This window comes from Ruminococcus sp. RTP21204st1_B2_RTP21204_210225 (assembly GCF_040914135.1).
Lineage (GTDB): Bacteria > Bacillota > Clostridia > Oscillospirales > Ruminococcaceae > Hominimerdicola > Hominimerdicola aceti.
This window is the reverse complement of record NZ_JBCPGA010000007.1, coordinates 20,363-42,984: the sequence shown is the minus strand read 5'-3', so window position 1 is coordinate 42,984 and position 22,622 is coordinate 20,363. Positions and strand designations below refer to the sequence as shown.

The following is a 22,622-nucleotide window of genomic DNA, read 5'->3' as shown; positions in this document are numbered from 1 at the left end:
AGGATATAAATGGATAACAAAGAAAAACTGGAAAACAGGGAAAGAATAAAGAACGCAAAATGGCGTCAGAGATTTCATATCGAACCGCCTGACGGCTGGCTCAATGACCCGAACGGTCTGAGCTTTTACAAGGGCGAATATCACGTTTATTTCCAGTACAGCCCTGTTGCCGCTGACGGTCACACGCCAAGAGGCTGGGGACATTATCACGGCAGCGACCTTATGCACATGACTTATGACAGAGCAGTTATGATGCCTGACATTCCTGAGGACAGCCATGGTGTTTACTCAGGAAGTGCCATTGAAAATGACGGTGTTCTGCATATTTTCTACACAGGTAATGTGAAGATGATAGGCGATTATGATTATGTCAAAGCCGGCAGAGGTGCGAACGTTATCCACGTCACCACTACAGACGGAAGCAAAATGAGTGAAAAGCAGGTACTTCTCAGAAACAGCGACTACCCTGATTTCTGCTCCTGCCATGTGAGAGATCCAAAGGTGTGGAAAGAGGGCGACATATGGAAAATGGTGCTGGGTGCAAGAACTCTTGACGACGAGGGCTGTGTGCTTGTATACGAATCTGACGATCTTATAAACTGGAAATACACCGGCAAGGTATACAAAGAGGGCTACGGCTATATGTGGGAATGCCCTGACTATTTTGAGATAGACGGCAAGGGCTTTTTAAGCACCTGCCCGCAGGGTATGCCTCACTATGAAACAAAGTGGCAGAACCTTAACGAATCAGGCTACTTCCCTGTTCAGGGCAAGCTTGAGGACAGCGTTCTCGGTGACTTCACCGAGTGGGACATGGGCTTTGACTTCTATGCACCGCAGACATTTCTTGACCCACAGGGCAGGAGGATACTCATAGGCTGGCTTGGCATGGACAACAAGGCATACGGCAATGCCACAACTGAGCTTGGCTGGCAGCACTGCCTTACCATACCGAGAGTTGTAACTGTTGCACCCAACGGCAAGCTCAGACAGCAGCCTATAGCTGAATTTGACGAGCTTAAAAGCAACGCACGCCGACAGAGCAGCGGTCAAACTGCAGAATATCCTCTGCCATTTGAGCTTGACGGTGAGCCTGCGGACAGCTTCAGCATATCCCTTGACGGCAAGCTGGAACTTGGCTTTGATAAAGAGAAAAAGCTCTTTACAATGAAATTTACTGACGAAAAATACGGCTGCGGCAGAACAGTAAGAAAGGCAGAGATAGACAGCGTGAGAAACATAAGAGTTATCGCAGATATGTCAAGCATCGAAGTCTATATCAATGACGGCGAAACTGTAATGTCAACAAGAATATATCCCGATAATGACAGCGTAAAGCTTAAAGTAAACGGCTTTGAGGCACAGGTCTGGGACATCTGAGAGGAGGAACTGCAATGGGAAACACACTTTTTGCCATAGGCGAAGCACTGATAGACTTTATTCCTGCGCAGACAGGCTGTGCCTTTGAGGAAGTAACGGCTTTCAGCCCTAAAAGCGGCGGAGCGCCTGCAAACGTCTGCGGAGCGTTCACTATCCTTGGTGGAAGCTCGAAATTTATCACTCAGCTTGGTGATGACCCATTCGGAAGAAAGATAGCAGGCGACCTTGCAAGGGCTGGAATCGACACTTCCCTTGTGAGCTTCACCGACAAGGCGAACACAGCTTTGGCTTTTGTGAGCCTTGAAAATGACGGCAACAGGACGTTCTCATTCTACAGAAAGCCCTCCGCAGATATGCTTTTTTCAGCGGAGCAGGTAAAAGAGGAATGGTTTGAGGACGCATACGCACTGCATTTTTGCAGTGTTTCCCTTGGAGATTTTCCAATGAAAGACGCACACAAAAAGGCTATCGCCTATGCACGTCAAAAAGGCGCAATGATAAGTTTTGACCCTAATCTGCGTTTTCCTCTCTGGAACGACAAGAAAGCTCTGCATGATACCGTAAATGAGTTTATACCAATGGCTGACATTGTAAAAATATCAGACGAAGAGCTTGGATTTATCACAGGTGAAAACGACATCAAAGCCGCTCTGCCAAAGCTTTTCACAGGCAATGTGAAGCTTGTGATATACACCTGCGGCTCAGAGGGAGCATATGCTTTCACAAAGAACGCACAGGCATTTGCAGAGAGCGAAAAGGTGAAAGCCGTTGACACAACAGGCGCAGGAGACGGTTTTATAGGCTCGTTCCTATATGCACTAAAAACTCTCAATGTGACCGCCGAAAGCCTTTGTGACCTTGACAATGCACAGCTAGAACGCTGTATAGCGTTTTCAAATAAATTCTGCGGTGAAAGCGTTAAACATCAGGGTGCTATCGACTCCTACAGAAAAATAGAATTTATATAAATTTGCATAATAATTATCCTTTAATAATACATTTCCTTAAAACAAAGCCTTCCCCTTTTGGGAGGGTTTTTGTTTTCGGCAAATTTCACAAAACATTTTTGCAGTATATGTAGGGGACGGCGCCCTCGACGTCCCGCTTTTGCGTTTTTGAAAGGCTTGTTTTTTAACACGTTTTAGCATAGTAATATGATACTTTGTGAAAATTTGACAAAAGCCACGATATACTATATAATAGAGATTGCATGACTATTTTTACAGGAGAATATTTTTTATGAACGAAAATAAAAACAGAGCAACCTTTCAATCCCGATTGGGATTTATACTTGTGTCCGCAGGGTGTGCCATTGGTCTTGGCAACGTGTGGAAATTTCCATACATCTGCGGACAAAACGGCGGCGGAGCTTTTCTGTTCCTATACCTTATCTGCCTTGTGCTGTTGGGTCTTCCAATACTCATATGCGAATTTGCCATAGGCAGAGGAAGCAACCGAAGTCTTTCTCAGGCTTTCAACCGACTTGAAAAGCCCGGTAGCCGATATCACTGCACAAAATACACGAGCATTGCAGGAAACTATCTGCTCATGATGTTTTACACCATGGTCACAGGCTGGATGTTATACTACGCCTTCAAATACGCCACTGGCTCGTTGGACGCTTCAAGCACAGCGGCAACGGCTGAGGCTTTTAAGGATATGCAGGCTTCCCCGTGGCTCATGCTTATATTCTCGGCTATCGTTATCATACTTTGTATCGGTGTTTGCGCACTGGGATTGCAAAACGGCATTGAAAAGATAACGAAATTTATGATGATACTGCTTATGGCGCTCATGGTGGTGCTGGCGGTGAACTCTATCAGGCTGAAAGGCGCTTCTGAGGGGCTTAAATTCTTTCTTGTGCCGGACTTTGACGTCTTTAAAGAAAAGGGCTTCACATCAGTGCTTTTCGCCGCAATGACTCAGGCATTTTTCACCCTTAGCATAGGCATAGGCACAATGGAGATATTCGGAAGCTATTTGAAAAAGGACCGCACTCTTGTAGGCGAGTCTGTGAACGTTATCGTTCTTGACACTGCCGTGGCTGTCGTTGCGGGACTTATCATAATCCCTGCCTGCTTTGCATACGGAATCGAGCCTGACTCAGGTCCGTCACTGCTTTTCATCACTCTGCCTAACGTTTTCCACCATATGGCTTCAAGCCGCTTGTGGGGAATATTCTTCTTCATCTTCATGTCATTTGCGGCGCTTTCCACCGTTATCGCAGTGTTTGAGAACATTATCACAATGTCGGTGGAACTGTGGGATTGGAGCAGAAAAAAATCACTTATTGTAAACCTTGTGATGATACTTGTGCTTACAATGCCTGCTGTGTTTGGATTTAACCTGCTGAAAAATATCCAGCCAATGGGCGCGGGTTCGACTATCATGGACCTTGAAGACTTCTTGGTATCATCAAATCTTCTGCCACTTGGCTCGCTTGTGGGAGTGCTTTTCTGCGTTCGCAAAAACGGCTGGGGCTGGGAGAACTTCATCAAGGAAGCCAACACTGGCAAGGGCAAGCATATCCCTAACGGACTTCGCAGCTACATGGCCTACGTTGTGCCTGCACTTATATGCTTCATCTATCTTAAAGGCTACTATGACACATTCTCAAACAGAAGTCTGCCGGTCCTTATAGGCTGGATGTGCTTTGCGGTGATACTTCTTGTGCTGATATTCTGGGCAGCTTTCTCAAAAAGCAAAAAAAATTTGGAAAATCCTATTGACAAATAGAAAGTTTGGCTATATAATAAACCTTGCGTGATGTTTCACGAAAAATCGTATAATGATAAACGCTATAAGAATAAACTGAAAGGTGGTGGGTGAAATGAGAAATATTCTTTTTGATCTTCTAAAGACTAACGAGAATATAAGCCTTACAAATAATGCAAGTTCGATGTGCCTTTCAGATGTCATTTTGCCTGCCCTTATTGCCAAAAGCTAATGAGATTTTTATCAGCTTTCTGGATATTATACTGCAGATCTATTGCGACCTCTAATATCAGGTATCAGAGGTCTTTTTTTGACCTGTTATAGGCAGTTACGTTATGCGAATTTACAGAATTATATCGGAAGAATATGAAATTTATCCCGAAAAGGAGGGAATACATGAAGTTTTTTGACGTTTTGCCACAGCTTGCAGAAAACGAACTGCTTAAGCGTGGAGTTATGACTGACGAGCTGCTTTACTGCGTAAAAGCTGACCTTGACGGTGAGGGCGGATATGTGGACGTATACATAACTTTCACAAAAGACACCCTTTGCATACTCCGTGGCTATGAAGAATACGGAAAAATGAAGCGTGGGCAGAAGAGAAAAAATCTCGTAAGCTTCACAGTATCAGGCTATGATGAATACCCCATAGACAGCATTGAAGAAATGTTTGTTGACCGCTATGCAAATTCCGCAAGACTTATGATAAAGGACAAGTCAGGCAAGGAATTCCCTATAGCGAGGTTCTCACTTGGCTTTGCTGACAAATTCGAGAAATTCAGCCAGCGTGTGAACTGCACAGCCAAGAACGAGCCTATCGACGACCGCCTGCTGGAAGGAGTAAAGACCCACTGCCCTACCTGCGGTGAGCCTTATCCTGACCCTAACCGCCCTGTCTGTCCGAGATGTGTAGACAGACGCTCGGTGTTCAAACGCCTGCTTTCTATGTTCGGTGAATTTAAGGGTGCGGTATTTCTCATACTGCTCACCATAGTTTTAAGCAACGTTTTCGCAGTGCTTTCACCGATATTCGGCTCTCAGATGCTCTATGATGATGTGCTTGCGGAAAACGGAAAATACTATGGCAAGATACTCATGATAGTAATGCTCATCGTGGGCATTAACATTGCAGGAATGATAATGCGGATAATTTCAGGCATTATAACCTCAAAGGTCGTGCCTGTTGTTACGCACCGGCTTAGGGTGAAGATATTCTCCTCAATGCAGCGGCTTTCCCTTGACTTTTTCACAAGCAAACAGACAGGCTCGCTTATGTCGAGGGTCGACAGAGATAGTCAGAACATCTACTGGTTTTTCACGGATATAGTGCCGTATGGACTTACAAACGTGGTAAAGATAGTGGGCATTGCGGTGATAATGCTCACAATTTCGCCACTTCTGTCACTTGGTATAATCCTCACTATCTCGGTGATAGAGATAGTTCAGCACCAATTTTACAAAAGCCAGCGCAAGCTTTACCGCAAATATGACGTTGCAATGCGTTCTGCAAACTCGGTGCTGTCTGACGTTATGAACGGTCAGCGTGTGGTAAAGGCTTTTGCCCGTGAGGACAGAGAGATTGACCGCTATAGAGTGAAAAACACTGACGCATTTTTGATAAACTCAAGGATAAACTCACGAATAGCAAACACTATCCCTGTTATATGGACGTTCTATAGGATAGTGAACAAGCTTGTTTTCTGCCTTGGCGCAGTGCTTGTTATAAAAGGTCACATACTATTCGGCGCACTTTCAGCACTTATTTCCTATACCGAAATGGCTATGGATCCTATCAACTTTTTCACATGGATAGGCGACCGCTGGGCAAAATGTATGGACGCCGCATCAAGAATGTTTGAGATAATGGACGCTCTGCCTACTGTAAAAGAGGACGAACACCCTGTTCACATGGAAAACATGAGGGGCGATATCGAGCTTAAAAATGTATCCTTTGAATATGAAGCAGGACACCCTATCATAAAAAACGTTTCTTTCAAGGTGCAGGCTGGGCATATGTTTGGAATCGTTGGTAAAACAGGTGCAGGAAAATCCACTATCATAAACCTTATGGCAAGGCTTTATGACGTAACAGGCGGTGAGATAACCATTGACGGTGTGCCTATCAGGAAGATAGCTTTTGACGATCTGCGCAGAAATATCGGTATAGTTTCTCAGGAAACTTTCCTTTTCATAGGGTCGATAGCTGACAATATCCGCTATGCAAACCCTGACGCCACCATGGAAGAGGTCATCGAAGCGGCAAAGTCCGCAAACGCACATGAGTTTATAACAAAGCTCCCTGAGAGCTATAACACTAAGGTCGGCGAGGGCGGAATATCCTTGTCAGGCGGTGAAAAGCAGAGAATATCTATCGCAAGGGCTATCATTCAGAAGCCTAACATACTTATCCTTGACGAAGCGACCGCTTCAATGGACACAAGGACAGAGCGAAAGATACAAGCCGCTATCGACAATCTGAAACAGGGCAGGACGATTATTTCTATCGCACACCGCCTTTCAACTCTCCGTGACGCTGATATGCTCTGCGTTATCGAAAATGGTGAGCTTAAAGAAATGGGTACACATGACAAGCTCATAAAAGAAAAAGGCAAATATTTCGAGCTTTACAAACTGCAATCGGAAGCATTGCAGTTCATAAACGAATAGTAAGGAGATGAACACAATGGCTGAAAACAATATCCCAGAGCAGGAGGTTTATGAGGTCGATAAGCTTAATTTGCTTGACTGCAAAAAGATACGCCTTGCAAAGGAAGAAAGCGGTTTTCTTACCCTCGATTATGAGGGCAGGACTTATCACAAGGTAAACCCCACAAGGCTCATACCATTTTACTCAAAGACCACCTACATAAGCCTTTCATACGAAAATTCTGAAAAAGAATTTCGCGAGATAGGCGTGATAAAAGATATGGCGGAGCTTGACGGTGAGCAATACAAGCTCCTTGACAGCTATCTTGAATACAAATACTATATGCCTGAGATAACAAAGGTCTACAGCATAAAGGACAATATGCGTGGTGCGATCTTTGTAAAGGCTGACACAACTTCGGGACAGAAAACTATCTGTATCCGTGACTGGTATCAGAATTTCAGAATGATCGGCTATGATTATCTTTACGTCAACGACGCAGACGGCAACAAATATTTTTGCCCTGACATTCATAAGCTTGACAGAAAAAGCCGTCAGGTGCTTGAAATGTACACCTAAAAGGTGTCAGACCACACTGAAAGGAGTGTGAAAATATGGATCTAAAAACTTCCCTGCCACAGAATGCCCCGGCAGACATTGTTTACTCTCTGCCTGCAAACTTCACCTGTAAGGGCGACAAAATGGACGGACATTTCTGCGTGACAAAAGAAAAGATATACATTTACAACGGCAGTGAGATAACACTTGAATACAGCATAGACGATTTCTCCGAGTTTGAGTGCAAACAGCAGATAGGCACTTCAATGGCTCAGGGAACGCTGAAAAGCGGTGAAACTATCTGCTTCTGCGGTTTTTCGCAGGATCAGTTTCTGAGATATGCAGAGCTTATGAAACTTCTTGACCACTGCCTCAGAACCGGCGAGCTTATGGAGATAACTGACACGGAAGAGCCTGTCTGCCCCAAATGCGGTCTGCCGCTGGAGGGCGCAAAGGAATGTATCTACTGCACAGGCAAGGGCAAGACAATGGTCAAGCTCATAAAACGCATTGCGCCATACAAGAAATATTTTGCGATCGCAGTTATATGCACGATACTTTCCGAGCTTATTTGGGTGCTTGCGCCATATCTTGACAGAGTTATAATCGACAAGTATGTTACCCCGAAAAACACCCATTGGGCAGGACTTGCAGGAGTTATCATCACTATCGTCACCCTGCTGCTTTTGGCAGGAGTGTTTGAGTTTTTCAACATGAAAAACAGCTTCAAGGTGGCTCTCAATCTGGGACGTGACCTTAGGCAGGAGATATTTGAAAAGTCACAGCAGCTTTCCATGAACTCCATATCAAAGCGAACAGCAGGCGAGCTTATCAACCGTGTTTCAAGCGATGCCGCAAAGCTTGAGGACTTCATCACTGCAAACGGCAAGGACGCCATAGTAAAAATACTTTCCCTTGTGATAATAGGCATACTGCTTTTTATTATGGACTGGCGGCTCGCGCTTATGACAGTTTTGCCTGTGCCGATAGTTTTCATAATAGTGCAAAAGCTTTTTGACGCCATGGCGATACGCTACACAAAGGTATGGAAAAACGGCGTTTCTCACGGAGAAACTTTGCATGATATTTTAAACGGCATAAGAGTTGTAAAGTCCTACGGCAACGAGGTAAGGGAGATACAGCGCTACACAGAATGTTCCGAACGCTGGGCGAAAAGCTGTGTTCGTGCGGAAATGATGTGGTATCTCACCATTCCTGCCTCAGAATTTATCCTCACCATTGGTAACTTCTTCGTACTATATTTCGGTGGAAACATGATTCTTGACCACACCATGACACTAGGTCAGCTTATACAGTTCACCACCTATGTTGCAATGCTTTACGAGCCTATACGCTGGCTCATACAGATACCGAGAAATCTTGCGGACACTTCAGTTTCCGCAGGCAAGGTCTTTGAGATACTTGACGAGGACACTGACGTTCGTGATTGCGATGACCCTATTGACCTTGACATTCAAGGCGATATCGAATTTGACGGCGTTTATTTCGGCTACAAGGTATACAATCCTGTGCTGAAAGACATAACCTGCAAGATAAACAAGGGTGAGATGATAGGCATTGTGGGACACTCAGGTGTGGGAAAATCCACAATGATAAATCTTATTCTCAGACTTTATGACTGCACGCAGGGAGAGATACGCATTGATGGTGTGAACATAAAGGATATTGCACAGCACAGCCTGCGTTCACAGGTGGGCGTGGTGTTGCAGGAAACTTTCCTTTTTGACGGAAACGTACTTGAAAATATAGCATATGCAAAGCCTGACGCTACCTTTGAGGAGGTAATAAGGGCAGCGAAAATTGCGAATGCACATGACTTTATCACAAAGCTCCCTGACGGCTACAACACCCGAGTGGGCAACAAGGGCTATCAGCTTTCGGGCGGCGAACGTCAGAGAATTGCCATTGCAAGAGCGATACTCCATGACCCTAAGATAATAATACTTGACGAGGCGACGGCTTCTCTTGACACTCAGACGGAGAAGCAGATACAAGACGCTTTGGGCAAGCTCACAAAGGGCAGAACGACAATCGCCATTGCTCACAGACTTTCCACCCTCAGCAATGCCGACAGGCTTATCGTCCTTGACAAGGGCAGACTTGCAGAGTTCGGCACTCACGCTGAACTTATGCAGAAAAAGGGCGTATACTACAAGCTCGTTATGGCTCAGCGCCAGACCACAAAAATGAAAAAAGCCCAACCGCAGACCTGTTAAGCACTTGACATTATCACGGCAATGTGGTAGAATACAATAGTAAAATCTCATATCGGGGAATGATGTTCTCCCCTGGGAAACCTAAACCGCTTATTAAGCTGATGACTTCTGTTTTTTACGCAGGAGTTGTCAGCTTTTTTGATTTCTGGGAGGTATGATTATGTTATTTTCACTGGCTGTGATCTTTCTTATGGGGCTGTCAGCCGCCGCCATTTTTCAGGCTATCGGTCTGCCGAGGATAATCGGTATGCTTGCAACGGGCATTCTCACAGGCACTTACGTTCTCGATCTGCTGGATCCTAAGATACTTGGCATATCCTCAGAGCTTCGGCAGATAGCCCTTATCATTATCCTTATCAAAGCAGGGCTGTCACTCAATTTGTCTGATCTGAAAAAGGTGGGCAGACCTGCGGTCATGATGTCATTTCTGCCTGCAAGCTTTGAGATATTGGGATATTTTATCCTTGCTCCGCTGCTTCTTGGGATAAACCACACGGAAGCCGCTGTTATGGGTGCGGTGCTTGGTGCGGTATCCCCTGCGGTGGTAGTGCCGAGAATGGTGAAGCTTATGGAAGAAAAATATGGCACTGAAAAAAGCATACCGCAAATGATACTTGCGGGAGCTTCATGCGATGATATTTTCGTTATCGTGCTGTTCTCCACATTCGTAACAATGGCGCAGGGCGGCTCTGCAAAGGCGACAGATTTTCTCAATATCCCTGTGTCAATAATCCTCGGAGTGCTTCTCGGCTCGCTGTCAGGGTTTGTGCTTTTCTATATTTTTGAGATATCCTACAGCAAAGGTAACAAAATAAGAAACAGCACAAAGGTCATCGCTATCTTGGGCTTGGCATTCCTGCTCATGTCAGTGGAAACATTTTTGAAGCCTTATGTGGCTGTATCGGGACTTCTCGCAGTTGTGGCAATGGCTTGCGTGATAAAAATAAAGGCTGACAAAAACGTGTCTGCAAGGCTTTCAGAAAAGTTCGGCAAGCTTTGGATAGCCGCTGAGGCTGTGCTTTTTGTCCTTGTTGGTGCGGCAGTGGACATACGCTACACCCTTACGGCAGGTGTGGCGGCTGTGCTTCTTATTTTCGGAGCGCTTATTTTCAGAGCCGTGGGCGTATGGATATGTCTTCTCGGCACGAAGCTGACTCTTAAAGAAAAGCTTTTCTGTGTAACGGCATATATGCCAAAGGCGACAGTTCAGGCGGCTATCGGCTCAGTGCCGATGTCCCTTGGTCTGCCCTGCGGAAAGATAGTGCTTTCTGTGGCTGTGCTTGCGATCCTTATCACAGCACCACTTGGTGCAATAGGCATTGACCGCAGCTATAAAAGGCTTCTTGCACACGAGGAGTAAAAGGGCGTAAAATAGGCGATTGCGGCACTCTCTGCACATTTTATGAGTGAATAATTTTTGATTTCACACATTTTATGAGGGAATAATTTGAGCATTTGCACATTTTACGAAAAATTCTGATTACATTGCATAAAAAAATCGGCACGACCAAATCAAGGTCATGCCGTTTTTCATATCCCAACCCTATCTACAGTTGATGCAAGGTGGTAATAAGAATTTGTTACGATACGCATGTTACGTTGCTGGCAATGCGTTGTCAAATGAGGACTTGAACCTCTGAAACCTGCCCGAAGTTTCTGTCCATAATCAGCACATTCTCTGCTGATAGAGATACATCCACCCTGTAGATATCCCACCCATTTTATTACACCAGCTCTGTTGTCCAGTTCAGCTCCTGTATCTTCTCGTCCACAGTTCTCAGTTCTTTTGCAAGACCGTCAACCGTTTTCTGTATCTCTGTCACAGGAACAGTGCTGACTATTTTTATCTCTGTTCTTGTCATTCTTGTGACACGGTCGCTTGCGGTATTCAGAAAATCCCGCAATACCCTTACCTTCTTTTTCAGACAATCTCTGTGTGCAAGAAGCTCTGTGATAGTCCTGCCCTCGTATACTGTTCCGCTGTTGGTAAGATTTATCCGTGCCACCAGATCTTCAAGACGGACTATCAGCCTGTCAAGCTCCTCCATAAGAGCCTTTGGGTCTTCCGCAGGAACATCGCCCTCCTGCACCTTTGCGTTATTGTCAAGTCTGACTGAGATCGTGTTTATTCTGTTCTGGATATCAGAACGTTCAGCCAATGCAGTTGCAAGTTTCATATAAATTACCTCCTATCCTTTGACAACGCCCACTGTGAAAAGCTTCTTTATAGGGGTGGTCAGGTCACTTTGATTTTTCATAACAACATCTATATCCTTGTAAGCAAAGCGGCACTCCTCAGCCACGTCTTTCTTACTGGTCTTTCCAAGCACCACGTTTCTTTGCCTTAGGTCTACCATAACAGACTCAACGGAGAATTTCTCCTTTGCGCCTGTGCGTGAATAGTTTCTGCCTGCACCATGAGATGAAGTCAAAAAGCTTTCAGCCTTGCCCATGCCCCTGACTATATAGCTGTTTGAGCCCATAGAGCCTGGGATTATAGCGACTTCCCCCTCTGCCGCATGGATAGCGCCTTTGCGGTGTACCCACACGTTCTCACCGTAGTGATTTTCCAGTGCGGCATAGTTATGGTGACAGTTTATCTCGTCACTATAGTTCGGTGTGATACCCGTATACTTCTCAACCTGCTCTGTGAAAATATGCTTTACCTTTTCAAGCATTACCTCTCTGTTTTCAAAAGCAAAGTCCATTGCAAGCTTCATCCAGTTGAGATATCTCTGACCCTCGTCTGTATCCACAGGGAGAAACGGCAAATTATACTCTGAGGGAACAGTTGAAAAATACTTGTCATTCATCTCATGGGCTATCTTGTTGAAATACTGCCCTATCATGTTGCCGAACATTCGGCTTCCCGAATGGAGCATTATACAAGCCATGCCGTTTTCGTCTTCCTGTATCTCGATAAAATGGTTTCCACCACCCAGTGAGCCAACGGAATAATATCCCTGCTCAATAAATTTCAGCAATTCGCTGTCAGCATTGTATCTTTCTATCTCGCTTTGCGCCTTATCAAGCACGGCAGAAGTCTGCGGCTTGCCGTAGTGACTAAAACCCACAGGGATAGTACGGAGTATATTTCCTACTATCACCTTTATAAGCTCGCCGCTCCCTGTTACAGTGTCACGAAGAATGTTCACAGGGATATCTGTCTGCACGAATGCCATTCCACAGCCGATGTCAACGCCAACTGCATTTGGGATTACCGTATTTTTGCAGGCTATCACACCGCCTATAGGCATTCCCTTTCCTGTATGAGTATCAGGCATCAATGCGATATGGTCATGGGCAAATGGAAGATTTGCAAGGTTTATCGCCTGCTCAAGACAGCTTTCCTCGATATCGTCTATAGATTCTGTCCATATCTTGATCGGTACTAGCATTTTATCTTTATCATAATATTCAAACATTTTGTGCGCCTCCTACTTTTGCTGTTGTATGTATTATAGCAGATAGATACAAAATAATCATATAAAAAAAGGTGCGAGGTTTTGTTATGTATTGCAATGGGAGTATAGATTTGGTATAATGTTATCAAAGGAGGTGTTCTGAATGGCGGTATATTCTGAACTTATAAAAAATTTTGAGAAGGTAAGAGAATATGTGCGTGATTTCTATATCTTTGGATTTCACACAAGAGAAAGCTTTGACGCAAAAAGCAAGCGCACCTATGATAACGAAAAACGCAGGATAGAAAGCTGGCTTTCAGACCACGTTCACACCTCTTTGGAGGGTCACAAAAAGAAAGTATCTGTGCAGGTGGATTCGGGGAACATTTTTCAAAACCCACTGTATCAGTGCTATCGTTCAAAGACCTTTACGGACAATGATATCCGTCTGCACTTTATTTTAATGGACGCTCTTGAAGATAACGCCATGTCGGTATCGGAGATAGCAGACTATATTTCTGCAAACTACGGCATGATAATAGACGTGCAGATAATCCGTATCAAGCTAAAGGAATATGTAAAAGAGGGCTTGGTGTCGGAGGTCAAAAGCGGAAGAAATATCCTATACACCAAAACCGGTTGTTATGCAGATGATATTGTAAGCAGGTATAAGGGATTGGGGGATATGATAAAATTCTTCTCTGAGGAAAACCCTTTTGGTGTGGTGGGCAGCTTTATCATGGATAAGCTGGGTGCGAAAAATAATATTTTTGTGCGTAAGCACGCTTACATGGTGCATACTCTTGATGATGAGATACTCATTGATATCATGGGAGCAATGGAGCAGAAAAAAGCTGTTCTGCTATCCTGCGTAAGCCGAAAGAACGACAAAAAGCACGAGATAACAGCCGTTGTGCTGAAGATACATTGCTCGGTGCAGACAGGAAGAAATTATCTTATCATGTATTTCACAAAGCAGAAACGTTTGATGTCTGTAAGGGTGGATTCCATAGTGAAAGTGACTCCCCTTGATGTGGTAGCTGACTATGATACATATTACAGATATTATGAGGACAACCGCAGATTTTTATGGGGAACGAGCTTTGGAAAAACACGCAGATACGGACAAAAAGAGCATATCCACATGGAAATAGCGGTAGACGAAACGAAAGAAATGTATGTTGTGAAGCGTTTGGAACGTGAAAAAAGAAGCGGTACTGTCGCAAAGATATCAAATGGGCTTTACTCCTTTGACATTGACCTTTTTGACGCTAACGAAGCCTTCCCATGGATAAAAACGTTCATCGGCAGGATAGTGGCATTTGAAACAACAAACGAGGAATTGCAGGATAAATTTGATTCGGATATCGCAAGGCTTTATGAAATATACGGAGGTGCTGACAAATGAAACTGTTTTCGGAAATTTACAGCACCTATTACAGCATAACGGAGAAAATTCTGAAAAGACACACTGTCACAAAGGCTGAGATAGCAGATATCATCAGACAAAACGGCTTTTCTGAAAGCGTTCTTTTCCTCGAACCTAAGCTCACATGTGAGGACGGATATGGTCTGCTGAAAAAAGAGGACAACATATACAGATCTATCCTGAAAAAAGAGCCTCATATCCCGCTGACGGCACTTGAAAAAGCATGGCTTTGTGCAGTGCTAAGCGACCCGAGAAGCGGTCTGTTTCTTGACACTGAGCAAAAGTCGCAGTTGACGGAACTGCTTGATGCGAAAAAGTTATATCAGAGAAACTTTTTGACCTGCTTTGACCAATATTCTGACGGTGATGATTTTCATGACCCACAGTACATACAGCATTTTCGGGATATACTCTCGGCTATCCATGGCAAAAAGCTTATCAAAATAAGCTTTCAAACAAGAAAAGACAACCGCATCACACACTATTTTCTGCCCACAAAAATCGAATACTCTGCCAAAAACAACAAGTTCAGGGTATATGTGAACCGATACCAAAAACGCAGAATAGTTGACAGCGGAATTATAAATCTGTCGCAGGTCACGCTAACTAAGTTGACAGATATAACGCCTGATAGCTTTTTAGCTGTCACAGACAAGAAAAAACAGGCAAAAATAAAGATACTTAACGAGCGAAATGCGGTAAATCGTTTTATGCTTGAATTTGCAGAGCTTGAAAAAGAGTCGGTCTTTGATGAGGACAGCGGTGAATGTATGGTATCTATTAAATATGATGAGCAGAATGAAAATGAGATAATAATACGTTTATTGTCATTCGGACCTGTGGTGGAGGTGCTTTCGCCATATGATTTTCGCAGGAAAATCAAGGAGAGGGTGGACAGGCAGTTGGCTTTGATGAAAAAATAAAACAAATGCTCTCTGCCGTTTATATGGCAGAGAGCCTTGCTTTTTATCGTTTAAAAGATTTGCCCGTCAAGCAGCATCACAAAGTCAAGCTTCGACACAAAATCAGCGTCATTTCTAAGCTGACTAAGCACATAATGTTCAAGACAGTCGGGAAGGTAAACGTTCCAAAAGCTCTCCCTTACAAGGTTTTCGACTTCATAGTATTCTTCTTTTTTCTCTAAACGAATCACAATATTTTTATTCATTGTTTTACCTCCTGAATGTTGTAAATGTCAACTGCTTCTCAGCGGGAGGTTTTAAAGATCGCCGTAACCCCCCCGTTTACGCTGCAATCTCCATTGTGTTGTACTTGTTCAAAAAGCACTCTCCTATTTTTATTATTTATAACAAAGCCATACGGCTCAGTCACCATTTATATATGCTGTTGTTCTTTGTTATTATGCCTTTGCTAGAAATTCCTTTCCTGCCTTATCGGTATCAAGTATCGCCTTGATAAACTTTTCTTCTGTAGGCTCGCCAGGAACATAAGTCCACTCAACAACGCTTGCCGCCTTATGTGCAATGGCTGGGACATCTTCTTCTGTCAGAGCTATCTCTCCTAATGTACATGGCAGACCTATACTGCGGTTGAACTCAAAAATGCGCTGACGTTCTTCAAACTGCTCGTCATATGTAAGCAGGCAAAGCACGCCGAATGAAACTATCTCTCCGTGGAGGTGATCATGCTCGCACTTTGGAAACAGCGAAGCGCCATAGTAAACGCAGTGGGCAAGAGATGAATTATAATAGTAATCGTCCTTTGGATCGGGGTTGTTCTGATGAACAGTAAAATTTGAAACAAGACCTGTTGTAATGATGATATCAAGAGCTATCTGCTCGATATTCTTTGAAGAAACGTTATTTCTGCAATCCTCAAGTGCTTTTTTTCCGTAGGATACAAGCGGTTTTGTGCATGCCTCTGCAAGAACTCTGCCAAGCAAAGGCGTATGGGTCATATCCTTATCACGGCAGGCAAAGACCACCTCGTACTCTTTGCTGAGAGCGTCACCGATGCCAGCCCAGAAAAGCTTTTCAGGTGATTCTGCGATTATTTTTGTGTTGATGAAAGTATGAAGTGCAGGTGCTTTGAGGTAAGCATATTCCTTGAAAGTGCCGTCAGCATTGTAGATAACAGATATTGCCGTGCAGGAAGCGCAGTTTGAAGCAAGGGTCGGGAAAGTGAAAAACGGCTTGTCAATTCTGTCGCAAAGGGTCTTTACAGTATCAACGGCACGTCCGCCGCCAACGCCAAAGACCATATCTGCATTTTGCACTTCCGGCATAGCTTTAAGCATTTCAATGTTCTCATAATTTGAGTCGCCGCCATACCATATGAAGTCGGTTATCTCAAGGTCAGAGCCTTTGAGAGCCACAAGCAGTTCAGGCTTAGCCTTTTCCATAGCGGTCTTTCCACCGATAACAACAGCGGTTTTTCCATAACGTCGGGTAACATAAGGTATTTCTTTGTAGCAATCGTCGCCAATAGAGTAGCTTGGTAAAAATTCGTTGTAAGACATATTCTTTCCTCCGTTATTTTTAACGGCATTTTCTACCGTCATAATTATATGATTTAATAATACAACTATTTATAGAGTAATTTTGTGATATTTTGTTAATAATTATTAAAAATATATCAAAAAGCGGCACTGCCACTGAAAAATGCTCCCCTCTTTCTGAAAAATCTGCTTAGTTTCATTGAACGAAACACCTCCCTTACTCGTCAAGATTTCTGCTCTTGATAACGAAAAGTCCCTGCGGACGCTTCTGCAAAAAGATAATAACGATAAGCAGAACAATAGCTTTTGCGATAGTTGATGAAGTATAATTCTCTGTAAAAATGCTTGCAGAGCCTATTATCACAGAGCCGATAGCAGTGCCGAGAAGCTTGCCGACACCACCGAGAACGACTGCCATAAAGCTGTTTACTATGTAGCTCTGACCCACAGTCGAGTCGATAGAACCAAGAAGCGCCACCAAGCAGCCTGCGATACCGGTAAGACCTAAGCCGATAGCAAAGGTAATGTTATCCACCTTGCGTGAGTTTATGCCCATATATTTCGCCATTGTTCTGTTTTGCATAACAGCTCTCATCTGCTTACCGAAGTTTGACTTATACATTATAAACCATACCAGAAGCAGACAAAGTGCCACAAGAAGAATGATGAAAAGTTGTTGTATGAGAATGTACAGCCGCCTATCTTTATTCCACCGTTTAAGAATGACGGTGCTGTTACGTTTACACCCTGTGTGCCGAAAATGCTTCTTGCCGCCTGCTGTAAAATAAGGCTTATGTCCCTGTTGCAAGCAAGCCGTCTATCTCTCGCCCGTATAATCGGGAAATGATAAACTTTTCAAGCAAGCTTCCAAGGATGAACGTCACACCGAATGCGGCAGGTATCGCAACAAAATAATAAACGTCACGAATGCTTTCGGGACAGTATTTTACGAATATCTGCTGAACGACATATGTTGTATATGCGCCTATCATCACAAACTCTCCGTGAGCCATGTTTATGACCCTCATAAGTCCGAAGGTTATTGCAAGGCCGAGAGAAGTAAGAAGTCTGATAGATCATTCTGTGGGCTTCTTCCTCGGTGACACCAAGGCGTTCAATAACATTTTTTACGCAGAAAGCTCTTGGAGCTTCTATATACACGCTTACGGTGTTGTCATAGTCACGCAGCAGGTGATTTGCACATTTTCCAATGATAATGCAGGATTGCTGCTTGGCAAGCTCCTTGATTATCTTCGCCTGAATATTGTAAAGATTAACGTCAGAAATGAAGCTCTTGTCCGTCGGCTCAACGATATCGTCCTTATTCGCAGACTTCATAAGCCTTTTGATAAGGTGGTAGCCCCTCAGCTTTTCGTCCACCTGAAAAAAACAGATCCTTGTTTATTCCGCTGTAGTTTGAAGCCATGCTGAGTATCTGGTTTTCATAGCAAGGTATCCCAAGCTGTTTTGAAAGAGCAAGTCCGATCTGCTTTCCTCCGCTTCCGAAGCCTCTTGCTATGGTAATAACGAAATTGTCCATTTCTATCACCTCCTGTGCTTATAGTATAGCACAGGGGTCAAAAGGTAAAAACACTAAAAATCAGAGAAAACCCTATATTTTTCAGACAAGTCACAATGATTGCTTATATTGTGCAGGGGAAACGCCAGTTATCTCTTTGAACACCTTTGTGAAATAGTCTGCACTGAAATAGCCAAGCTCCTCGCTTATCTCATAGGCTTTCATGCCGCTTTGCCGCAGAATCACTTTTCGCGCTGTTCGCCCTGTCTGCTTCTTCTTTAGCCTGCCACATTTACACCTCGGCTGTTTCACGCTTTTTAAGCTCATTTTGAAGTATCTGCGAAAGTCGGTTGAAAAGCTCGCCAAAACGAAAAAGCTCATATGCTCCCTTTGGGGACACACGGACGTTTGAAAGGTCAAATTCGGCAGAATTTTCATTACGCTTTGAAAGGCTCTCGGAGTAGTCGTTTATAGGTCTGACATAAAGGCTTTCAAAAACTATCAGCACTATGCCCACAATAACAAGTACGCTCGCTGAACACACAAGCTGTATCACCAGTGCAGTTTCACGTCCTGCGGCAGCGCTTTCCACCTCTGCGTCAAGACGTTTATTAAGAGCCTGACGAAAGCGTTCTATAGGCGACATTATCATAGTTTTGGAGTCGTTATAAAAGCTGTCATAAAGTATCTCACGGGAACGTTCCTTCATTTCATCAGGGCTAAGATCACTGTATTCCTCAGGCAGGGTCGTATTCTCCACAATGGAAACATACTCAGCCAATCTGCCGTCCTTGCTGTCACCAAACTGTTTTGCTGTTATCCCTTTTGCAGTGAACATAAGATTCATTGACACTGTTTCGGTCTTTATGAGAGTATCAGAATACTTTTTGGCTTCCGCAAGAAGCGCAGTTTCGTTCTCAGGAGGGTCAATGGCGGAAAGGCTGTTTATAACACGATCACGAGTCTTTTCCTCATAGACCTCATACCAATAATTATAAAGGTGTTCGATATCCCCTGTTACGGAGAATTTTCTAACTTCATCGGTAAGATAATCGGAAGCGTCCGCAAGCTCCTGTCCAAGGTCAGAAAGCTCTCCCCTGTTTGATTGTGCGGTATTTTCTCTGTCGATACACCGGGTCATATATCCGCTGCTCATTAAAGTAAGAGCCGTAATAAGAAGAAACACCACAACTGCACAAATGGTGATATTGCGGCTTTTGAGCGCACTTCTACCCTTCTTTTTATTGACTTTCACAGAAAACACCCCCCCACAAAAAAAAATAAAAAACGCCCTGTGAAAAATTACACGGAGCGTCATTGCCCTTAAATTATTACCTGAAAATTACATCATATTTTTGCAATTTTGTCAACTGTTGTGGAATTTATCTCACGGGAATCAATTTTCAAAACAGAAGTATAAAATAATCACATTTTTATTACAAACTGTACAACAGGAGAAATTTGTGGAATGGCAAAAGTAAAAAATGGCAAATTGTTGTTATAATGAGCCTTGAGCAATACAATCAGATTATGAAGGCAGCACACAATGAGTAATATCTTGCTATGATCGACAGGTCTATGGATCAGCTTTCAAGCTGAAACGGCAAGCAGCACAAGCTTATCGAGGTGAACGATGAATAAACTATGGTCTGACAGGGCTTGGGACAATTGTCTCCACCTTGTTTATGATGCTTTTTTTGAGCTGGATATATGCTTCATATGAAGGAGCAGTATTGCCTATGAGCCCACTTTTAAACGATTGCACTTTATTTTCATCATTTCTCTGCATTCGTTCATTTAATGGAGTTATTGTGATTTTATCTTTGTTTTCCACAATATAAATGCAGTCATTTCTTTCTATGTGTTCAAGGAGTTCAGAGTAATGTGTGGAGAAAATAAGGGTTGCCCCATGCGGATTTACTCTTTTGTCCGTGAAAAATCTTATCAGCGTTGATACAATCTCATGATTGAAGTGATTCTCTATGTCATCGATTATAAGATATCCGCCATTTTCAAAAAGAGATATGGCTCTTCCAAAGACATTTATTCCTTTTATTGTTCCTGAAGATAAATAGGTATTGAGCTCTGCAAGATCATATAGAATTTTCTCTTTTTCTCCTCGAAACTTAAGATATATAACCGTTTTTCCGTTGATTTCACTAGTATTAATATATTCTATCTTGGAATCAAAATAAGATAGAACGCTTAGAGGATATTCTTTTAAGAGTTTGAACCTGTTTATATTTGTGATTTCAAACATATCAGTAAATACGATCGTTGTTTTTTCTGCTTTTTTGTATCCCACGATAATGCTCATATCGTCTACTAGGTATTGTTCATCATCTTTTCTTTTCATAATCGTTGTTGCCGAAGAAAAGTCAAAAATGTTTGTTTTGTTGTCAGATGCGAGCAACTTCCTGGATTTAATATATTCCTCTATTATTGTATAGCGTTCATCTGCATATTTAATAACAGTGTGTAGCAGATTTACAGTATTGCAATTTACAAATACAATGTTAAAAACAATCTCATTCTGCTCGTTGCCTTCCCCAAGTATTCCGCAGTATTTTATATTATTTATTTGCTCGTTGTTTAAAACAGAAAAAACAAAAGAAATAAGCCTTAAAATTGTGGTCTTTCCGGAAGCATTAATTCCAAAAAAACTTTCTATATTATTTGTATACAGCCTGTTAGCGTTTGAAGAAGAAAGCTTAAACATTCCTTCGGTATCACCTGAGGTTGTTCTTTGTGTGTTAATAAAGTTGATTTCACATTTACCATCGTATAGTGGAAGACCTTCGGCAGATATTTTTAAAACTTTAATCACCGATTATCAGCTCCTTTCAATGCTATTATAATACAATCGCTTGAAAAAATCAAGCATAAAAACGCATTCTTTGTTTTTATATCCTGCTGTTTTATCCCTTATAGTATGCCCATTATACATACAAACGATCCTATTAGAGAAAAAAATGCAGGTCTGACGTATAATTTTTTTGGGTGCTAAAAAAATTCGACGATTCTGACAAAATATCCACCTACTTTGGGTCATTATACTGCCCCATTTTCTTCGTGTTCAGCGAAATAAGTATTTATACACTTTCTGAACGTCCCCCAGGTCAATTTCCAAATCACTGGTATATGTACGACATCATCCTTAAATGTAACACTGCCGGGCAAGACCACATAGTCCACCGCCGGGTATCTGTCGTCAGATAGTGCAGCCGACACTCTGCATCTCCTAACAGGTTCACTTTCACACGTTATCTCTACTATACAATTAATGTCAAAACAATCTAAAAATTCTTCTAATCGCATTTTATATTTTCTTTTTTCTTTTCAGCCGTTAGATTTTTTATTGCGTTTATTATTTTTTCAGTTCTTTTATACCAATTTACAAGCTCATTCTTTTCTATAAGATCTCTTATGATCGGCTCGACCACAGGATAATAATCTTTACGTATACATATGTGATTTCCAAAACCTTCATACAGGTGCGTATAATTTTTCGGAGGCTTTGTGTGCTTGAAGTTCCTTTCGTCCTTACTGAGGTAGAACACGAACTCAGTTCTGCAGGATTCATCTGATTCAGGACCATTCCAATAGCAATCATCTAACGCAGGAAAATACTCCTTGACCTTTGAATATGGCATTTCTTCAGAAAAGAAAAGCGAGAACTCCTCACCTTCGGCTGTGATAAATTCCATAAGATTGCCGACCCCCATAGCACCAGGCTCGGCAAGAGTAAAGAACGCTATGTCTTTAAACATTTTCTTTGTATATTCTTGATTTTTTACGTTTGCCAATTTCATATCCACCTTTCATATCACTATTCATAATCATATGGTTCTAATGGCATTTGCCGGTTTTTGGATAGAGTGCCTCCTCATCATTGAAAGCTTTGATAGTGTTCCGTATCTGCTCCTCCGAAAAACCAAAGTACGTTATCTCATACAACACCAGCGCCGCAAATTTGACATTGCCATACGTTGAAAGGCTTGCTTTATCAACTGTATACCCTAAAACATCAGCCCAAGGAACCGCCTCTATGCTGTAAGTTTCGTTATTTGATCTATCGAGCAGATAAACATTATAAAAATTTTCGCCCTCTTCCTGTGCTTCTTTAAGCTCCTCAATATATAAAACTTCATTGTCCGATTTGTTGGGAGTTATCTGAGGCAAAGCCTTTATAGTCTCTCTTATCCTCTGATTGGCAGAGCATTTTTTCAGAGCTTTTGATCATCGCTAAAAATTCGCTGACAACCTTAAATTCAT

22 protein-coding genes and 1 riboswitch are annotated in these 22,622 nt (G+C 42.8%); of the genes, 9 read left to right on the top strand and 13 right to left on the bottom strand.

Annotated features, from left to right (window positions below; translation table 11 throughout):
- Positions 1-9 precede the first annotated feature (9 nt).
- The 7 genes from AB5123_RS04455 (at position 10) to AB5123_RS04425 (ending at position 10,897) form a co-directional block, all read left to right on the top strand.
- A complete protein-coding gene (locus AB5123_RS04455) occupies positions 10-1,380 on the top strand; it encodes a glycoside hydrolase family 32 protein (protein ID WP_337812150.1) in 1,371 nt (456 codons plus the stop codon).
- A gap of 14 nt (positions 1,381-1,394) precedes the next feature.
- On the top strand, positions 1,395-2,348 hold the full coding sequence (locus tag AB5123_RS04450) for a carbohydrate kinase (RefSeq protein ID WP_117923202.1): 954 nt from the start codon (positions 1,395-1,397) through the stop codon (positions 2,346-2,348).
- Between the two features lie 271 nt (positions 2,349-2,619).
- Positions 2,620-4,116 carry a sodium-dependent transporter gene (locus AB5123_RS04445; RefSeq protein ID WP_347503199.1) on the top strand — a complete coding sequence of 499 codons (1,497 nt, stop codon included), beginning with the start codon at positions 2,620-2,622 and terminating at the stop codon, positions 4,114-4,116.
- 375 nt (positions 4,117-4,491) lie between these two features.
- Positions 4,492-6,762 carry an ABC transporter ATP-binding protein gene (locus AB5123_RS04440; protein WP_287238633.1) on the top strand — a complete coding sequence of 757 codons (2,271 nt, stop codon included), beginning with the start codon at positions 4,492-4,494 and terminating at the stop codon, positions 6,760-6,762.
- Between the two features lie 16 nt (positions 6,763-6,778).
- Positions 6,779-7,321 (top strand): DUF1854 domain-containing protein, encoded by a 543-nt coding sequence (locus AB5123_RS04435; RefSeq protein ID WP_287238632.1) that lies wholly within the window; start codon positions 6,779-6,781, stop codon positions 7,319-7,321.
- A gap of 35 nt (positions 7,322-7,356) precedes the next feature.
- Complete coding sequence (locus AB5123_RS04430) at positions 7,357-9,537, top strand: ABC transporter ATP-binding protein (protein ID WP_117891876.1); 2,181 nt, start codon at positions 7,357-7,359, stop codon at positions 9,535-9,537.
- A gap of 46 nt (positions 9,538-9,583) precedes the next feature.
- Positions 9,584-9,655, top strand: a riboswitch (Fluoride riboswitch).
- Between the two features lie 42 nt (positions 9,656-9,697).
- Complete coding sequence (locus tag AB5123_RS04425; RefSeq protein ID WP_337812146.1) at positions 9,698-10,897, top strand: cation:proton antiporter; 1,200 nt, start codon at positions 9,698-9,700, stop codon at positions 10,895-10,897.
- A gap of 364 nt (positions 10,898-11,261) precedes the next feature.
- On the opposite strand, the gene AB5123_RS04420 is transcribed toward AB5123_RS04425, so the two are convergent.
- Positions 11,262-11,714, bottom strand: a complete 453-nt coding sequence (locus AB5123_RS04420; RefSeq protein ID WP_278643038.1) for a DIP1984 family protein — start codon at positions 11,712-11,714, stop codon at positions 11,262-11,264.
- A gap of 12 nt (positions 11,715-11,726) precedes the next feature.
- Complete coding sequence (locus AB5123_RS04415; RefSeq protein WP_118159231.1) at positions 11,727-12,962, bottom strand: RtcB family protein; 1,236 nt, start codon at positions 12,960-12,962, stop codon at positions 11,727-11,729.
- Between the two features lie 142 nt (positions 12,963-13,104).
- Between AB5123_RS04415 and AB5123_RS04410 the strand changes: the two genes are divergently transcribed.
- Both AB5123_RS04410 and AB5123_RS04405 read left to right on the top strand, forming a co-directional pair.
- On the top strand, positions 13,105-14,349 hold the full coding sequence (locus AB5123_RS04410) for a WYL domain-containing protein (protein WP_337777186.1): 1,245 nt from the start codon (positions 13,105-13,107) through the stop codon (positions 14,347-14,349).
- Positions 14,346-15,293 (top strand): WYL domain-containing protein, encoded by a 948-nt coding sequence (locus AB5123_RS04405; protein WP_038671023.1) that lies wholly within the window; start codon positions 14,346-14,348, stop codon positions 15,291-15,293. The genes AB5123_RS04410 and AB5123_RS04405 overlap by 4 nt, the downstream gene beginning before the upstream one ends.
- 50 nt (positions 15,294-15,343) lie before the next feature.
- Here the strand turns inward: AB5123_RS04405 and AB5123_RS04400 are convergent, their stop codons facing one another.
- From AB5123_RS04400 to AB5123_RS04350, 11 genes are all read right to left on the bottom strand, one after another.
- Positions 15,344-15,538: a hypothetical protein gene (locus AB5123_RS04400; RefSeq protein WP_051706390.1), complete on the bottom strand. Its 195-nt coding sequence runs from the start codon at positions 15,536-15,538 to the stop codon at positions 15,344-15,346.
- Between the two features lie 192 nt (positions 15,539-15,730).
- Positions 15,731-16,849, bottom strand: a complete 1,119-nt coding sequence (locus AB5123_RS04395) for an iron-containing alcohol dehydrogenase family protein (protein ID WP_368364558.1) — start codon at positions 16,847-16,849, stop codon at positions 15,731-15,733.
- A 196-nt stretch (positions 16,850-17,045) separates the two neighbouring features.
- Positions 17,046-17,450, bottom strand: coding sequence for a hypothetical protein (locus AB5123_RS04390; RefSeq protein WP_325213448.1), 405 nt, complete (start codon positions 17,448-17,450; stop codon positions 17,046-17,048).
- Between the two features lie 169 nt (positions 17,451-17,619).
- The gene (locus AB5123_RS04385) at positions 17,620-17,841 is read right to left on the bottom strand and encodes an ABC transporter (protein WP_022287770.1); all 222 of its coding nucleotides are present in this window, start codon (positions 17,839-17,841) and stop codon (positions 17,620-17,622) included.
- On the bottom strand, positions 17,750-18,208 hold the full coding sequence (locus tag AB5123_RS04380) for a cytidylate kinase family protein (protein WP_117859444.1): 459 nt from the start codon (positions 18,206-18,208) through the stop codon (positions 17,750-17,752). Before AB5123_RS04380 ends, AB5123_RS04385 begins: the two co-directional genes overlap by 92 nt.
- On the bottom strand, positions 18,150-18,368 hold the full coding sequence (locus AB5123_RS04375; RefSeq protein ID WP_022287768.1) for a cytidylate kinase family protein: 219 nt from the start codon (positions 18,366-18,368) through the stop codon (positions 18,150-18,152). Before AB5123_RS04375 ends, AB5123_RS04380 begins: the two co-directional genes overlap by 59 nt.
- 90 nt (positions 18,369-18,458) lie before the next feature.
- A complete protein-coding gene (locus AB5123_RS04370; RefSeq protein WP_265290380.1) occupies positions 18,459-18,674 on the bottom strand; it encodes an AraC family transcriptional regulator in 216 nt (71 codons plus the stop codon).
- Positions 18,640-19,602, bottom strand: coding sequence for a hypothetical protein (locus AB5123_RS04365; RefSeq protein ID WP_337812144.1), 963 nt, complete (start codon positions 19,600-19,602; stop codon positions 18,640-18,642). Before AB5123_RS04365 ends, AB5123_RS04370 begins: the two co-directional genes overlap by 35 nt.
- Positions 19,603-19,989: 387 nt before the next feature.
- Positions 19,990-21,174, bottom strand: coding sequence for an AAA family ATPase (locus tag AB5123_RS04360; protein ID WP_302839150.1), 1,185 nt, complete (start codon positions 21,172-21,174; stop codon positions 19,990-19,992).
- Between the two features lie 481 nt (positions 21,175-21,655).
- Positions 21,656-22,153, bottom strand: a complete 498-nt coding sequence (locus tag AB5123_RS04355; protein ID WP_278340065.1) for a hypothetical protein — start codon at positions 22,151-22,153, stop codon at positions 21,656-21,658.
- Positions 22,154-22,196: 43 nt separating this feature from the next.
- Positions 22,197-22,538: a DUF6557 family protein gene (locus tag AB5123_RS04350; RefSeq protein WP_353733699.1), complete on the bottom strand. Its 342-nt coding sequence runs from the start codon at positions 22,536-22,538 to the stop codon at positions 22,197-22,199.
- Between the last annotated feature and the right edge of the window lie 84 nt (positions 22,539-22,622).

Coding starts and splice junctions, on each gene's coding strand:
- AB5123_RS04455 (WP_337812150.1), top strand. CDS start 10: ATGGATAACAAAGAAAAACTGGAAAACAGGGAAAGAATAAAGAACGCA.
- AB5123_RS04450 (WP_117923202.1), top strand. CDS start 1,395: ATGGGAAACACACTTTTTGCCATAGGCGAAGCACTGATAGACTTTATT.
- AB5123_RS04445 (WP_347503199.1), top strand. CDS start 2,620: ATGAACGAAAATAAAAACAGAGCAACCTTTCAATCCCGATTGGGATTT.
- AB5123_RS04440 (WP_287238633.1), top strand. CDS start 4,492: ATGAAGTTTTTTGACGTTTTGCCACAGCTTGCAGAAAACGAACTGCTT.
- AB5123_RS04435 (WP_287238632.1), top strand. CDS start 6,779: ATGGCTGAAAACAATATCCCAGAGCAGGAGGTTTATGAGGTCGATAAG.
- AB5123_RS04430 (WP_117891876.1), top strand. CDS start 7,357: ATGGATCTAAAAACTTCCCTGCCACAGAATGCCCCGGCAGACATTGTT.
- AB5123_RS04425 (WP_337812146.1), top strand. CDS start 9,698: ATGTTATTTTCACTGGCTGTGATCTTTCTTATGGGGCTGTCAGCCGCC.
- AB5123_RS04420 (WP_278643038.1), bottom strand. CDS start 11,714: ATGAAACTTGCAACTGCATTGGCTGAACGTTCTGATATCCAGAACAGA.
- AB5123_RS04415 (WP_118159231.1), bottom strand. CDS start 12,962: ATGTTTGAATATTATGATAAAGATAAAATGCTAGTACCGATCAAGATA.
- AB5123_RS04410 (WP_337777186.1), top strand. CDS start 13,105: ATGGCGGTATATTCTGAACTTATAAAAAATTTTGAGAAGGTAAGAGAA.
- AB5123_RS04405 (WP_038671023.1), top strand. CDS start 14,346: ATGAAACTGTTTTCGGAAATTTACAGCACCTATTACAGCATAACGGAG.
- AB5123_RS04400 (WP_051706390.1), bottom strand. CDS start 15,538: ATGAATAAAAATATTGTGATTCGTTTAGAGAAAAAAGAAGAATACTAT.
- AB5123_RS04395 (WP_368364558.1), bottom strand. CDS start 16,849: ATGTCTTACAACGAATTTTTACCAAGCTACTCTATTGGCGACGATTGC.
- AB5123_RS04390 (WP_325213448.1), bottom strand. CDS start 17,450: ATGTATAAGTCAAACTTCGGTAAGCAGATGAGAGCTGTTATGCAAAAC.
- AB5123_RS04385 (WP_022287770.1), bottom strand. CDS start 17,841: ATGGCTCACGGAGAGTTTGTGATGATAGGCGCATATACAACATATGTC.
- AB5123_RS04375 (WP_022287768.1), bottom strand. CDS start 18,368: ATGGACAATTTCGTTATTACCATAGCAAGAGGCTTCGGAAGCGGAGGA.
- AB5123_RS04370 (WP_265290380.1), bottom strand. CDS start 18,674: ATGAGCTTAAAAAGCGTGAAACAGCCGAGGTGTAAATGTGGCAGGCTA.